Here is a 14,222-nt window from a genome sequence, read left to right as displayed (position 1 = left end):
CCACCCGACAGCAGCCTTGTGCGTTTCGCCCGAATGGCGGTGACGATCGAAACCCTGCAACAGCGGATGGAGGAAGCCGCGCTTGCCCTCGATTTCGAGGAGGCGAAACGCTGCCGCGACATGATCAACATGATCCGTGGCGGCGCGACGGCAGCCGAAGCGGAGGACGCGGACTTCGAGGGCCTGACGCGGCAGGAGCCCGGCGCGATGGGTCTGGGAACCAGCCAGCAGAGCGTGACTCCGCCCGCAGACTGGCGACCGCCGCCCAGGCCCGATCCGATGACGGCCGGCCGTTCGCAACGGGGGCGGCGCCGCGGGCCGTGACGGCGAGCGCACGCGACACCACGCTGGCGCTGCTCGCGGCGCGCTCGCCGGACGCGAGCGTATGCCCGAGCGAGGTCGCGCGCGCCCTTGTTCCCGGCGATGGCTGGCGCGACGCGATGCCGCTGGTCCACGCCGCAATAGATGGCTTGGTGGAGGAGGGACGCGTGCGGCTAAGCTGGAAGAGCCGGCCGCTCACGACGCGCGCTGGACCCTATCGCATCAGCCGCGACGACCGGCCGTAGATGACGAAGGGTGGCTAGCTGAAGCGACGTCGTGCTGTCGGGCGGCTGGCTGATGCGCTGGGCGCGTCGTGGGTGATCGCGGGGCGGCGCCAAGAGCGCTCAGCGACGATCAGGGTCAGCCGACCTCCACGCCCTTCCAGAACGCGATGCGGTCCCGGATATGCTCCGCCTCCGGCTTGGGATCGGGATAGTACCAGGCGGCGTCGGCATTGTCCGCGCCATCGACGCGCAGGCTGTAGTAATGCGCCGTGCCCTTCCACGGACAGATGGTGGTCGTGCTGCTCGGCTGGAGCAGCGTCGCGTCGACCGTGTCCGCCGGAAAGTAGTGATTGCCCTCGACCACGACCGTGTCGTCGCTGCGGGCGATCACCGCGCCGTTCCACCGAGCCTCGACCATCATCCACCTCCGCAAACGCCATAGGTCGAGACGGCGCCCCGCCACGTCAAGGCTCGACGGCCGCTGCACGACATCGTTCGTCGTCAGTGAGCAGCCGGTAAGGATGCCGGAGCGATCACGGGATCAGGCGATCGCGGCGAAGCCGCTCGAACAGCGCAAAGAACGCATCGTCGGTCGGCTGATAGGCGGTGAAGCCCAGACGCCGGCTCTTGCTCATGTCGGTGACCACCTCGATCGGGCGGCCCAGATCGGCGTCGGTGTGCCAGGGCGACGCCAGGCGGGCGAGGTCCGGTTCCGCCAGTCCCTCCCGTGCCGCGATCTCGCGCCACAGATCGGCGTCCTGCGCCATCTGCTGCTCCAGCGGCCGAACCACGCCGTCGAACGGCACCGCCTCCACCCCGAACCACTCGGCGATGCGGCCCCACATCCATTCCCAGCGAAAGACGTCGCCGTTGACGACATTGAACGCCTGGTCGTGGGCGGCTTCGGTTTCCGTGGCCCAGAGGAGATGGCGGGCAAGCTGGCCGGCATCGGTCATGTCGGTCAGCCCGGACCATTGGGTGGCGGAGCCGGGGAAGGTGAAGGGTCGGCCGCTTTCCCGACACAGGGTCGCATAGACGGCGAGCGTCGTGCCCATGTTCATCGCGTTGCCGACCGCCAGGCCGATCACGGTGTGCGGCCGGTGGACGCTCCAGGTGAAGCCATCGCGCCGCGCGGCGGCGAACACTTCGTCCTCCTGCGCGTAGTAGAAGTTCTCGACGTCCAGCCGCCCTTGCTCCTCGCGGAACGGCGTCTGCGGCAGCGTGCCCTGCCCATAGGCCTCGAACGGGCCGAGATAATGTTTGAGGCCGGTGACCAGCGCGACATGACGCGGGCCGGTCGAGTTGGGCAGTCCGTCGAGCAGGTTGCGCACCATGGCCGCGTTGACCCGGATGTTCTCGGCCTCGCTGTCCTGACGCAACCAGGTGGTGATGAACACGGCATCGGGGTTCAGGTCGCGCAACGCCGCCGCGGTCGCCGCACCGTCCTGCAGATCGACGGCGATGGGACGCACACCCGTGGCGTCGGTCGGCCTGCGGGCGAGACCATGCACCGTCCAGCCGTTTTCCAGCAACAGCGACGCCGTCGCGCTGCCGACGATCCCGCTCGCACCCACCACCAATGCCGTCTTCATCATGAACGCTCCTTGCTGCTGCCAGAGCTAGGCATGGGTTGCCGGCGCTTCCAGACGGCACCATTTAGGTCCCCAGGCACCAGGAGGTAACCAGATGCGACCCGGAACGCCGGACGAGGAATGGCGTGAGGATTGCGCGCCGCGCCGGGTGCTGGAATTGTTCGCCACCAAGTGGACGAGCATGGTGCTCCATACGCTCCACGCCCGCCACGGCGGCGTCGCGCGCACCGGGGTGCTGCTGCGCAGCCTGCCCGGCATCTCGAAGAAGATGCTGACCCAGACGGTGCGCGACATGGAGGCAAGCGGGCTGCTGACGCGGGAGGTGCAGAGCATGATCCCGCCGGTGGTCGAATACCGCCTAACGGATCTGGGGAAACGCTTCGTGGAGCCGGTCGAGCTGCTTTACGGCTGGGGTCGCGACAATGCCGACGCACTGGACGCGCTGCGCCCCCGGCCCAGTTCCCGACGCGAATAGGCGATTGGGGGGGGCGGTTACGGTTGCCGCCCTCGCGCGGCGCGGGCGACGCCCGATCCGTCACGGTGCCGCTCAAGGCCGTCGCCGATGTCCGATCATGAGCCTTTTCCAGCCGAGCCAGACGCCGCTTACCGACGTGACGACGCCAAGGATCGAGAACAGCCAGATCAGCACGTCCCATGCCGGCCGATGCAAAGTGAGCGCGTTCAGGTCCCATTTGTGCAGCAGGTCGAACGCCCAACGATACACACGCTGCCGACGATCGACCGTTGCGAGGATTTCTCCGCTGAGCGGGTCGACATAGAGCCAAGTGTTCGCCGGGTCGGCGAAGCGCAAGCGCAACACCGGCAGGCGCGGCAGCGCGCCCACCCTGTACCAATAGGCGTCAGGGGCCATCAGGCGATCGATCGAGAGCAGGCGCGCCGAGCCTTGCAGACGGCGGGCTGCCTCGACGATGGCATGCGTGGTGGGCTGCGAGGGCCTGAGTGTCGCCGCATCCCGCGCCAGCCGCCTGCCATCGCGATAGGTCAGCACGACCAGCGGCGTCGCGGCGTGATCGGTGAGCTGTGCGGTCACGGCCCCCACGCCGATGCCGCGCAGGCGTTGCAGGGACAGGGGCGGCATCGGATCGGACGCCTGATAATCGCGCAACGCGGCCCGATCCGGCTCTGTGCCGCGGAACAGATGGCCCGGATCGACCGACAGCCAGCCACTGACTATCCATGCGATCAGGAACACGCCGCCGACCAGCCCGGCGACGTGATGCCACAGCATCCAGCCGCTATAGGGCGTCATCCGCCCGCCCTTGAACCGCCGGCGCCCGATCCGGGTCCTCAGGATGCCGATCCACAGGCCCGCAACCGCCGCCGCGATGCAGGGACCGGACACCCACAGCACGACCTGCCGCCATGCCGATTGATCCTGCCGCAGCACGGTCGGGTACAACCAGTGCGGCACCGATCCCATCCAGTTCCAGAACCGCTCGCGACGTGTCGTGGCTTGCACGACGGCGCCCGTGGTGGTGGACACATAGACCTGCGTGCCCGATGCATCGGCCAGCGCGACTTTCCACAACGGCCGGTGGCGATCGAAGCCGCCGGCGACCGTCCATTGATCGCGTGCGAGCCGCTCCACATGCGTCGGTGACCGCCCGGAGAAGCGACGGGCGACACGGCGAGCATAGGCGGCGTCGACCGGCCGCAGGACGGCACCCCGGCTCGCCGTCACCGTCGCGTGCGTGCCGTCCCATCCCGCCACGCGCCACACAGGCAGCCCGTCGCGCATTTCGAGCAGCAGGTCCTGCGGCAAGCGTCCGCGGTCCAGCGGCGGCGGGACGTCCACCGCCGCCCAATCCATCGCCTCTCCGCCCGCCAGCCTCTCCGCCGCCGAAAGCGAGGGATAGGGGACGTACAGCATCACCAGCCCCGACAGGAACCACATGGCGAACAGCAGGCAGCTGGCGATCCCGATCCAGCGGTGGATCAGGTACAGCCAGCGTCGGAAGAGCTTGCCCGGCATCCGACCCCGTCCGGCGTCAGAAGCCGACACGAAGGGAGACATCGATCGACCGGGGTCGGCCGAGCACCCATTGCTGGTTGCCATAAGTGTTGAGCGCGTAGTTCCGGTCGAACAGGTTGTACGCATGCACATCGAGCGCGAGCCGGGGCGTCAGCGCGTAGGAAAGTGTCGCATCCACCGTGGCGTAAGCGGGGACGCGAAAGCGGTTGGCGTTGTCCGAATAGCGGCGGCCGACATAGCGAAGGCCTGCACGCGCCTGGAGCAAGCGCGTCGCGTCCCATCGCAGCCAGAGATTGGCCAGCATCTCGGGTACATCCGGGGGTGTGTTGCCGTTGAAGCTGGTCCCGCCCGACAGGAAGTCGTCGAACCGCGCATCCAGCACACTGCCGTTCGCGCCGATCCCGATGCCGTGGGGAAGGTCCAGCGATATCGCGGCCTCCACCCCCTTTGCCGATCGCTGCCCGACCTGCTCGACCGGGCTTGTCGGGGTCAGTTGCGCGAGCAGGCCCTTCTTGACGATCCGGTACGCGGCGATCGTCGCGGTGCCGTGGCCGTCGAGGAACACGGCCTTGGCGCCGGCCTCCACCTGGTCGCCGCGGGCGTTGCTGAACTGTACCTGCCCCGTGGAATAGGTGGTCAGCGTACCGATCGGGTCCACGCCGGTCGCATATTGCGCGTAGAGCGAAACGGTCGGGATCGGCTGATACACGCTGCCGACCCGCCACGTCGTGTTGTGCAGCCGCTTGTCGAGTGCGAACGTCTCGCGGCGGTCACCCTCGGGATAGTCGATCGTCCAGCGCCGAGCCCGGTCGCGTTCGTGGCGCACGCCGCCGACGATCGAAAGGTGAGTGCCGAGCGTCAGCCGGTCCTCCGCAAAGAAAGCGTATTCGTTGGTGCGGGTGCGGTAACGGGGCGCGATACCCTGCGTGTCGACGATCGATCCGGGGTCGAAGTCGAAGGGGTCGACCTCCGACACCTGCGGGTCGGACCCGAAATTGTGCGAATAGGTCAGCTTGACCAGGTTGACGTCGAAGCCCGCGACGAAGTCATTGCCGATGCCCTCGCCGATGGGCGTCCGGAGCGTCACGCTGCCCTGGTCACCCCATTGCGTCTGGTCGTGAACGATCCCGGTCATGTCGGTGCGCAGAATGCGGCCCGGCGTGGCCGCATCGCTGTTGGCGCCGTTGAGGCAGACACCCTCCGCGGCGATCCAGCAATAGCTTTCCAGGTTCAGCCACGACCGTCTGGACGTCAGGCGATAGGCCTGGTTGCTGATCGTCAGCGTGTCTCTGGGTGTCCAGTCCGCCTGCACCGTGGTGCGGTTGTCGCGGTAGCGGATAAAGCCGTCGCGCGTGTTGTAATTGCGCCGGCGATTGTCGTCGTCGAGGCGACCGTCGATCAGCGGTGTGCCGAAGTAGCGCATCGGGTCCTGATGCCCGTAATCGTCGCGCGCCGTGACCACGAGGGTGTCGGTCGGCGTCCAGCGCAGGGTGCCGGAAAGGGCATGGCTGCGCGCATCGCCGCGATCGACATAGCCGTCCGACCGGCGGTAGCTGCCGTCGACCCGGTAGGACAGACGCTCGGTCAGGGGGCCGCCCGCACCGGCCGCGACATGGAAGCTGTTCTGCGAGCCGTATCCGATCTCGCCTTCCACCTCGGTCCGCTGCGTATTCGGCTTCCGCATCAGCACGTTCACCGCGCCGCCCAGCGCGCCCTGACCATAAAGTACGGATGCCGGGCCGTTGAGGACATCGATCCGCGTTACCATCCACGGGTCGGTGGGAAAGGTGATCGTGCCGGCCGCCGGGAACAGGCGGATGCCGTCGATCAGTTGCAGCACCGAACCCTGGCCGCTGAAACCCCGCGCGGTGAGGGCGGTGCCGCCATTGCCGGGATTGCCGGCGTTGCTGATGCCGGGCGCGCGGCTTTCCGCGTCGATGACCGACATGTCGCCGCGTGCCCGGATCGTGTCGCCATCGATCACCGAGAGGGTGGCGGGCGTTTCCAGCGGCGTCAGGCCCAGGCGGCTGCCGGTGGTATCGGGCGTGGTCAGTGTGTCGCGGCTGTGCTGACCCACCACTAATATGTCCTCGCTGCCGGACGGCGGCGTGGTCTGCGCAGCGAGCGGTGCGGCAACACACGGCGAGAGGAAGGCACCCGCGAGCGCGAGGCGAGAGATCGGTAATGGCATGACGGTAATCCCCGGAGCGTCTGGCGAACCCGGCAGGGACCCTCCGCGAACGGCCGACATCCGCGCCAGCCGGACGCCATCGCGACCGACACGCATGTCCGTGCGGTCCCCACCGCACACGTCGTCGCTCGACGGAGGACCGTGCCGCGGCCACCCCCTGGGCCAGGCAAGAGCGACCAGACGCCGGCAGGTCTCCTGGCTCACGGGTCATCGCGCGATGCACGGCCTTCCCAGGTGTCGCGTGGCATCACGCTCGGCCCAGTGGCTGCCTCTCCCCCGTTTGAAGGGGAAAAGCGATGTGCATCGCGCTCGCCGCTTACAGTTGCAGGGACAGCCTCGGCCTCGGGTGGCAGGCCACCCTCACCGCGTTCCCTTTTAAGCCCCTTTCGGGGCACCGGCGCGATCATGCCGACATGCCTCAACGAGGCAGGTCGACGGGTGCAATGTATCTCGACAGATGGTGTCAGGCAATCGGGGGCATGCGGTCTGTCGGGCCGTGTCGGCGCGAGACCAAGCCGTGGCGATGGAGGATGATCCGGAGCGCGTCGTCTGAACCGTTTCCGGCGTTATCCGGTGCGAGCAAAGCGATGCTAGCACAGGCACTTGGACGCCGGTTGGCGCGTGGCGCATGTCAAACCCTGACAGGTCGCAGCTTGCGGATGAACCGAAGCCATGGCCCCCAAAGCGGTCCGGAAACGTGCCGCCCACGCCCGAAGCGCGGGTCGGGTCGGGTCGTTGCAACAGCGCCAGTGAACTGAGCCGCCCGGCTGCCGCACAGGCGCGAACCGCTGCCAGCCCTTTCCTTCAAGGCGGCGATGTCCTCACCCAAGCGGCAGGCGGCGCTGCGCGCGCCGTTCTGGCCAGCGCTACCGCCTACGCGATCGTCACCACCGGACTAGACGGCCAGGTGACCAGCTGGAACGGAGTGCCGAGCATCTGCTGCGCTGGTCGGCGGAGGAGGTGATCGGTGGACGCGTGCCGCGACAATGCCGCCGCCCTTGCGTCCAGCACCGCTCATAAACAGCAGCACGGGAACGCTTGCGGCGCGTGTCAGCGCCGCTACCGGTGCCGCGTCGGTAAGGTCCGCGTGCAACCTCCTCACCGCCGCGCCTGAGGCGCGCAAACCCTCGGCGGCCTCGTCAGCCACCGACTCGCCCACAGCGGCGAGGGGGACGCATGCAGGCCGCCCTTATCCGGTGCTGTCGCCGGTGATTGATGTCTTTTGATCGACGGCGATCACGACATGCCGCCACACGCCGCACGAACCTTGCTCGAAACTCAGATGTGGGCGGGGGTCCCCTGCCTGAACCTGTACCCACCGGGGCACGGCATCATCCTGGCAGCCGTCACCACTCGACGCCGATCTTGCCGAAGTGGCTCGCGCCCATTTCGAAGCGGAAGGCGTCGGCGAGCTGTTCGAGCGGGAAGCGGCGATCCACGACCGGGCGGATGCCGCTGGCGTCGAGCGCACGCACGAAATCCTGCTGCTCGCGGCGGCTGCCGACGATCAGGCCCTGCAACCGCGCTTGCCTACCCATCAGCGCGGCCGTCGGGACCTCGCCCGCGGCGCCGGTGAGTACGCCGATCAGCGAGATGTGCCCGCCGACCCTGACCGCCTCGATCGACTGCGCCAGCGTGCCCGGCCCGCCGACCTCCACGACGTGATCGACGCCCCGACCGCCGGACCAGTCGCGCACGAGCCGCCCCCAATCCGCCTGCTCGCGATAGTTCAGGGTGAAGTCGGCGCCCAGTTCCCGGGCGCGTTCCAGCTTTTCGCCCGACGATGAGGTGATCGCGACCGTCGCCCCCATCAGCTTGGCGATCTGAAGCGCCCAGATCGATACGCCACCCGTGCCGAGCAGCAGCACGGTGTCGCCCGCCTTCAGCTTGCCGTCGACGATCAGCGCGCGCCACGCGGTCAGGCCCGCGGTCGTGATCGTCGCGGCCTCCACCGCGTCATAGCCGCGCGGCGCATGGGTGAAGGCGGTGGCGGGCATCACCACGCTTTCGCGCGCGAAGCCGTCGATGCCGTCACCCGGCGTTCCGCTGAAATCGCCGATCGTCGGTGCGCCGTCCTGCCAGTTGGGGAAAAAGCAGGACACGACGCCGTCGCCCGCTTTGAACTCCGTGACGCCTTCGCCGACCGCCTCCACGACGCCGGCGCCATCGGCCAGCGGGATGCGGCCGTCCTCCGTCGGCATGCGGCCCGTCGCGACGCCGAGATCGTGGAAGTTGAGCGAACTGCCGTGCAGCGCGACCCTGATCTCGCCAGTGCCTGGGGCACCGGGATCCGGCCTGTCCGCCAACGTCAATCGATCCAGCCCGATCGGGGGCTGTAGTACCATCGCCTTCATGTCCGAACTCCGTCGCCTTGCGGAGCCCTAACGAACGAATAGCGCTGGTTTTCCTTGCCGATACGGTCGGATCGACGTTCGGTGGCCACCGACCGACGCAAACCCTGTAGGCGTCAGCGCAGCGCGATCGAGCCGGTCTGGAGGGCGGTCGCATAAAAGGCGCGGGTTTCGATCGCCAGGCGATCGCGAAGCCGGCCCAGTATCGCCTGAGCGGCAGAGACGAAGCCCGATCGATCCTCCGCGATCGCGATGCCGTCCCAACGCACCAGAAACGCCATCCAATCGCTTTTCAGCCGCTTGAACGCGGCCTCGCCCTCGACCCAGGCGTCCGTCCATGGCTGCGAAAGCGTGGCGGGATCGAGCGTCCCGACGACCTCGTCCTCGACCGCGATATGTCGCTTCACCACCAGGGCGAGTTCGCCGAGCTGTGCGGCCAGATCGCTGGCCGGGACGCTGGCATCCGCCACATCCGCCAGCAACGCGTTGGCGCATTCCTCGATCTGTTCATGTTCGGAGATCAATTGACGGTAGCTGTGTTGCATGTCGCCTGCATCTCCCTGGCCGTCGTTCGGCCGGCGGCCATTACTGGCTGAACCCCCATGATCCAAGATCATTTCCTGTCGACAGCGCCCGATCGCGTGTCGTTTCGGGAGCGACCGTGTCGACCGGCCGCTGCCGCTCAGGCTCCGGCAGCGTAGGGCGTGTCCGCCATGGCGGCATGCGTGCCGATGATGCCCCGGTCGATCATGCCGAGGAACGTCGCCTTGGCCGCCTCGACATCGCCGGTCTCCCTCTGCTGGGCGTGCGCCCGCGCGAACGCGGCGCTCCAGGTCGAGGCGATCAGCGTGGCGGCGAGGTAGGCATCGGCGTCGTCCGCCGGACGACCCGCCGCCTCCGCCAGGACGGCGGCCAGCGCGCGGACGAAGTCGTCGCGCATCTGCCGCGCGCGCGCCTTCAGCGCCTCGCTCGCCAGCGACGTTTCCACGAATGTCCGGGTACCCTTGAACAGAGGGAAGGCGGATCGGGGCTGTTCGACCATCTGGTGGGCCAGATCGCCCAGCGCCTGGATCGGCGAGGTGCCGGATGGCCGCGATCGAACGGCCGCGAAGGCGAGGTCGCGCGCCTCCTGCTCCCGGTCGAAGAACATGTCCTCCTTGCGCGGGAAGTGATTGAATACCGTCATCCGCCCGACATCGGCTGCCTCCGCGATCTCATCGATCGTCACGCGGTCGAAACCACGGTCCATGAACAGGCGGGTGGCGGCGTCAGATATGGCCTGACGGGTGGCCAGCCGTTTGCGCGTCCTTCGATCCGGCGTCTGTTCGATCATGGATTGAACATTAGAATGTACTCAGTACAATATGGGAGTGTCTCCTGTTTGAGGATGTTCCCATGGCTTCGTCAACCATCACGCCGCCCGCCGCCGAGGATGGCCGCCCGCCGGCGCTCGTCAGCGGGGCGAGCTTCGCCGGCCTGTCCACCGCATATTGGCTGAACCGGTTGGGATACCGTGTGACCGTCATCGAGGCGGCGAAGGACCTGCGACGCGGCGGAACACCGGTCGACATCGAGGGGGAGACGATCGAGATCCTGACCCGCATGGGCCTGGCCGATGCGGTCCGTGCCAGGGCGCTGCCGCCGCGCGGGTTCGAGTTCAAGGACGCAGACGACAGGACCATGGGTGCGATCGGCGCGGGCACGGACGTAACCGGGCATGAGCGATACGAGATCCACCGCGACGACCTGTTGGACATCCTGCTCGGCGCGGTGGCCGACACGGCGGAGATCCTGTTCGGCCGCTCGATCGATCGGCTGGCGGACGGCCCGGAGGAGGTGTCGGTAACGTTCGACGACGGGACCGAGGGTCGCTATGCTCTGGTCTTCGGCTGTGATGGCAACCGGTCGAACACGCGCCGGTTGGTGTTCGGCGATGGCGATCAATTCACCTATTTCATGGGCGGATACGTGTTCCTGAAGGTCGTGCCGCGGACCGACCTGCTGCCTGCTCACATGTCGCAGGTTTACAGCGTGCCCGGCCGCATGGCGATGCTGAACGGCTATGACGACCGTACCGATATCGGCTTCGGGTTCAGGACCAAAGGGCAAATCGCGTATGACTATCGCGACCGGGCACAGCAACGGCGACTGATCCACGACCAGTTCGACGGGCTGGGGTGGAAAGTGCCGGCAATGCTCGACAGCATCGACGCGGACGACGACTTCTATTTCGACCGTCTGAACCAGATCCGCATGCCCAGCTGGTCGTCCGGCCGGGTCGCCCTAGTCGGTGACGCTGGTTACTGCGTGTCGCCGCTGGCGGGGTTCGGCGGCTCGATGGCGATCATCGGTGCGGGTCGGCTCGCCCAGGCGCTGGAGCGGCATGCCGGGGACCATGCCGCGGCCTTTCGGGAGTATGAGGATGGACTGCGCCCGTTCGTCGAAGAGGTGCAGCAGCGCGCCGCGACCAACGGCCTGTCGACCATGTTCCCCGCCGACGCAGCCGAACTGGCGGAGCGCGACCGCAAGATCGCGGCCGGCGAGATCGATTTCTAGGCGTCACGGTCTCGGACGCCGACGGCGCCTGTTCCCTGGATCAGCCGATCCGGGTGGCGCGGGCGAGGAGGGAGATCATCGCGGCGGGAAAGGCCGACACGGTTGCGCGTGCGAGCACCGGTGTTTCCGCCAGCCTCCACGCCGCGCCGGCGATGGCGAGCGGGCGCGCGGCCCGTCGCGACAGGTGGCGCTGATATTGCGGCGCGGCGTCCGGGCCGCCGGCGAGGAGGGCCGCGGCGGCCAGGGTGCCGCTGGCGATCGCGATGCCCATGCCCTCGCCGGCCAGGCTGGGGATAACCGCCGCCTGATCGCCCAACCTGAACACCCCCTCGGCACCCTCCCGCGCTCGCCAGCCATAGGGCACGTTGGCGGTGGCATCGATCGTGTCGGTCGCCAAATCCGCATGGCCGATCCGCTCGCCAAGTGCCGGGATCTCGCGCGCCATGGCGGACAGCAGGGCGGCGGGCGATCCGGCCCCCCGCAATCGGGATCGGCGCACGGCGCAGCAAAGGTTGCCGCCGCCATCCTCCTGAAGCACCAGTCCGGCATAGCCGCGATCCAGCAGGTGCAGCTCGATCGCGTCCCCGACGAGTCGCGACAGCGCCGGATGCGGGGAGAGGCGTAGGCGCAGGCCGATGGCGGGATCTCCGCCGCTCGCCGCCGGCGGTCGGGCCAGGCCGCGCACGTCATGCTTGCCGGTCGCGAAGAACAAAGCCGAACCGCTCGCCGTGCCTCCGTCGGCGAAGCGCACCGTGCGCCCGATCACCTCCCGCGCGGTCACGCCGCGTTCGACGCGTGCACCTGCGGCCTCGGCGCGGGCCAGGAGCAGGGCGTCGAGCCGTCGTCGCGACACCGCGCGGGCGGGCGCGGGCAGGGGCAGGTCGCGGCTCCGCTCGCCCGCGAAAAGGCGCATGCGTGTGACGGGGGCCGGATTGAGTTCGTCCGTCGCGACTCCCAGCTTTTCCAGCGACGCAAGCGTTCGCCAGCTCAGGAACCCGCCGCACAGCGCGTCGGCCGGTTCGCGCGTGCGCTCGACGATCAGGGGAGCCAGGCCGGCGCGGGCGAGCGAGATCGCGGCGCTCGCACCCGCCGGGCCGCCACCCACGATCAGCGGTGCGCCGCTGGCGGATGTCACGTCCGTAGCCGCTCGACGCACAGCCGAAAGGGAAAGGCGCGAAACACCCGCGCATCCTCCACGCCAGCCTCCGCCAGGATCGGGGCCCATTCGTCCGGACGATAGCTGCGCGCGATCGACAGAGTGCCGTCCTGCCGCACCATCGGATGCCACCCGGCGGCCCTGGCGAGCAGTGGAAAGCCGGCATGCGCTAGCCGGTGGCGGTGCAGGTCGTTGATCAGCCAACCGCGCGCCGCCTCCCGCTCCATGAAGCGGAGAAAGGACACCAGCTGCTCCCGCGTCATGTGGTGCGCGACCAGGCTGGAGATGACCACGTCCCATCCGCCGCCGGCGAGCGCGGCGTAGTCGCCGGTTATCCACTCGATGGCGCCCCCGCGGCACGTCTGGGCGGGGGTGTGCGCTCGTGCGGCCGCCTCGCTGCGCGGGTTGAGGTCGACGCCCACCAATGCGACCGGCAGCCGCCGCCGCGCCGCCCAGCGCGCGATGCGGCGCAGGGCATCGCCATCCCCGAACCCGACATCCAGGATGCGCAACCCCGCCGCCCCACGCGCGGCGCGCGCGAGAAAGGCGAGCGTCGGCCGGATGGCCAGCGTGACCGTGTTGACGCGGGCCAGGTCGCCCACGACCGCACTGTAGATCGCCGGGTCGAGATCGTCAGCGTCCATCTGCTCCTCGGCATCCGAACGCCGCGACAGATCGGCCACGGAGACGGGCAGGCGGATCATCGCGCGCTCGCGAAGCTGAACCCCTCGGCGGCCAGGCCGGGGCCGAAGGCGATCGCGACACCCCGATCCACGGTACGTTCGAGCATCTCGGACAGGACGAACATCAGTGTCGCGGACGACATGTTGCCGTTCGCCGCCAGCACGCGACGCGAGGCGTCGAGCGCATCAGGGCTCAGGTGCAGCGCACCCTGCACCGCATCCAGGATCGACCGGCCGCCCGCATGCACGGCCCAGCCATCGACCCCCTCCGCCGGCACCCCGCCGGTGACGGCGCGCGCGAAATCCGGATCGGCCAGCCCGGCGGCGATCCGTCCCGGCACCTCGCCCGACAGGTGCATGACGAAGCCGGTGTCGGTGATGTCCCAGCGGATCAGTCCATGCGAATCGGGCAGGGTGGTGGCGAAGGGCCGTCCCAGCGCGAGTCCGACCGGCTCGGCGGCGACAAGCGCGGCGGCAGCACCATCGCCGAACTGCAACTGGCCGAGCAGGGGCTCCAGCGTCTCGTCCGCCTGCATGTGCAGCGTGGGCAGTTCGACACAGACGACCAGCACGCGCGCCGTCGGTTCGGACCGGACGATGTGGCGCGCATTGCGCAGGGCGGCGATGGCGGCGTAGCAGCCCATGAACCCGATCAGCAGGCGCTCCACCGATGGCGCGAGACCGAGACGGCGCGCGACGATCTGGTCGATGCCTGGCGCCACGAAGCCGGTACAACTCGCCACGATCAGATGGGTGATGCCGTCCAGCGGCACCCGTTCCGCCAGCGCGCCGATCGCCTCCAGCGCCAGCACCGGCGCCTGTTCGGCATAGATTGCCATGCGCGCCGCGGTCCCAGGCAGCACGGCCTCTCCGTAAAACCCGCCCGGCCCGATCGGAGAGCCGCCGTCCTCCCGAACGGGCAGCACCGTCCAGCGATGCCCTATCCCCGATCGCGCCGCCATCCGATCGAACAGCCGCGCCTCCCGCGGGTTCGGAATCTGCGACCGGGCCCAGCCGAGGAACGCGGCGTGGATGTCGTGGTCGGGGACGGCGGTGCCAACGGCATGAAGATGAGGCGTAATCAAGCCGTCAGAACGCCCGGCCGATCGGTTCGTGCCGTGCCGGCGGTGATCCATGTTGCCGGCCGGGCGACTT

General features: G+C 68.7%; 14 protein-coding genes and 1 riboswitch. Of the genes, 4 read left to right on the top strand and 10 right to left on the bottom strand.

Translation table 11 applies throughout. The annotated features are described in order from the left end of the window. The first annotated feature begins 33 nt into the window (after positions 1 to 33). Positions 34 to 324: a UvrB/UvrC motif-containing protein gene (locus BMX37_RS14105; protein ID WP_093666388.1), complete on the top strand. Its 291-nt coding sequence runs from the start codon at positions 34 to 36 to the stop codon at positions 322 to 324. Next, positions 321 to 566 carry a DUF3253 domain-containing protein gene (locus BMX37_RS14100; RefSeq protein WP_093666387.1) on the top strand — a complete coding sequence of 82 codons (246 nt, stop codon included), beginning with the start codon at positions 321 to 323 and terminating at the stop codon, positions 564 to 566. The genes BMX37_RS14105 and BMX37_RS14100 overlap by 4 nt, the downstream gene beginning before the upstream one ends. A gap of 115 nt (positions 567 to 681) precedes the next feature. Here the strand turns inward: BMX37_RS14100 and BMX37_RS14095 are convergent, their stop codons facing one another. Then, a complete protein-coding gene (locus BMX37_RS14095) occupies positions 682 to 963 on the bottom strand; it encodes a DUF427 domain-containing protein (protein ID WP_093666447.1) in 282 nt (93 codons plus the stop codon). A gap of 115 nt (positions 964 to 1,078) precedes the next feature. Continuing rightward, the gene (locus BMX37_RS14090; protein ID WP_093666386.1) at positions 1,079 to 2,140 is read right to left on the bottom strand and encodes an SDR family oxidoreductase; all 1,062 of its coding nucleotides are present in this window, start codon (positions 2,138 to 2,140) and stop codon (positions 1,079 to 1,081) included. Between the two features lie 91 nt (positions 2,141 to 2,231). Between BMX37_RS14090 and BMX37_RS14085 the strand changes: the two genes are divergently transcribed. Next, positions 2,232 to 2,612, top strand: coding sequence for a winged helix-turn-helix transcriptional regulator (locus BMX37_RS14085; protein WP_093666385.1), 381 nt, complete (start codon positions 2,232 to 2,234; stop codon positions 2,610 to 2,612). A 72-nt stretch (positions 2,613 to 2,684) separates the two neighbouring features. Here BMX37_RS14085 and BMX37_RS14080 read toward each other — a convergent pair whose 3' ends face one another. The 5 genes from BMX37_RS14080 to BMX37_RS14060 form a co-directional block, all read right to left on the bottom strand. Continuing rightward, positions 2,685 to 4,130 (bottom strand): PepSY domain-containing protein, encoded by a 1,446-nt coding sequence (locus BMX37_RS14080; protein WP_093666384.1) that lies wholly within the window; start codon positions 4,128 to 4,130, stop codon positions 2,685 to 2,687. Between the two features lie 16 nt (positions 4,131 to 4,146). Beyond that, the gene (locus BMX37_RS14075; protein WP_093666383.1) at positions 4,147 to 6,321 is read right to left on the bottom strand and encodes a TonB-dependent receptor; all 2,175 of its coding nucleotides are present in this window, start codon (positions 6,319 to 6,321) and stop codon (positions 4,147 to 4,149) included. Between the two features lie 168 nt (positions 6,322 to 6,489). Beyond that, positions 6,490 to 6,735: riboswitch (cobalamin riboswitch) on the bottom strand. A gap of 932 nt (positions 6,736 to 7,667) precedes the next feature. After that, positions 7,668 to 8,675, bottom strand: coding sequence for a zinc-dependent alcohol dehydrogenase family protein (locus BMX37_RS14070; RefSeq protein WP_170841979.1), 1,008 nt, complete (start codon positions 8,673 to 8,675; stop codon positions 7,668 to 7,670). 113 nt (positions 8,676 to 8,788) lie between these two features. Beyond that, complete coding sequence (locus BMX37_RS14065; protein WP_139198093.1) at positions 8,789 to 9,217, bottom strand: hypothetical protein; 429 nt, start codon at positions 9,215 to 9,217, stop codon at positions 8,789 to 8,791. A 137-nt stretch (positions 9,218 to 9,354) separates the two neighbouring features. Further along, positions 9,355 to 10,005, bottom strand: coding sequence for a TetR/AcrR family transcriptional regulator (locus BMX37_RS14060; RefSeq protein ID WP_093666381.1), 651 nt, complete (start codon positions 10,003 to 10,005; stop codon positions 9,355 to 9,357). A 62-nt stretch (positions 10,006 to 10,067) separates the two neighbouring features. Between BMX37_RS14060 and BMX37_RS14055 the strand changes: the two genes are divergently transcribed. Beyond that, on the top strand, positions 10,068 to 11,228 hold the full coding sequence (locus tag BMX37_RS14055; RefSeq protein WP_093666380.1) for an FAD-dependent monooxygenase: 1,161 nt from the start codon (positions 10,068 to 10,070) through the stop codon (positions 11,226 to 11,228). A 40-nt stretch (positions 11,229 to 11,268) separates the two neighbouring features. Here BMX37_RS14055 and BMX37_RS14050 read toward each other — a convergent pair whose 3' ends face one another. From BMX37_RS14050 to BMX37_RS14040, 3 genes are read right to left on the bottom strand one after another with little or no spacing between them, the layout of a single operon-like run. Next, positions 11,269 to 12,363: an FAD-dependent monooxygenase gene (locus BMX37_RS14050; protein WP_244501602.1), complete on the bottom strand. Its 1,095-nt coding sequence runs from the start codon at positions 12,361 to 12,363 to the stop codon at positions 11,269 to 11,271. After that, positions 12,360 to 13,088 carry a methyltransferase domain-containing protein gene (locus tag BMX37_RS14045; RefSeq protein ID WP_212611451.1) on the bottom strand — a complete coding sequence of 243 codons (729 nt, stop codon included), beginning with the start codon at positions 13,086 to 13,088 and terminating at the stop codon, positions 12,360 to 12,362. Before BMX37_RS14045 ends, BMX37_RS14050 begins: the two co-directional genes overlap by 4 nt. Beyond that, positions 13,085 to 14,152: a type III polyketide synthase gene (locus tag BMX37_RS14040; RefSeq protein WP_244501601.1), complete on the bottom strand. Its 1,068-nt coding sequence runs from the start codon at positions 14,150 to 14,152 to the stop codon at positions 13,085 to 13,087. Before BMX37_RS14040 ends, BMX37_RS14045 begins: the two co-directional genes overlap by 4 nt. Positions 14,153 to 14,222 lie beyond the last annotated feature (70 nt).

Source organism: Sphingomonas gellani (genome assembly GCF_900110035.1).
In the GTDB taxonomy this organism is placed as follows: Bacteria; Pseudomonadota; Alphaproteobacteria; order Sphingomonadales; family Sphingomonadaceae; genus Sphingomonas; species Sphingomonas gellani.
This window is presented reverse-complemented; position numbering and strand designations above follow the sequence as displayed.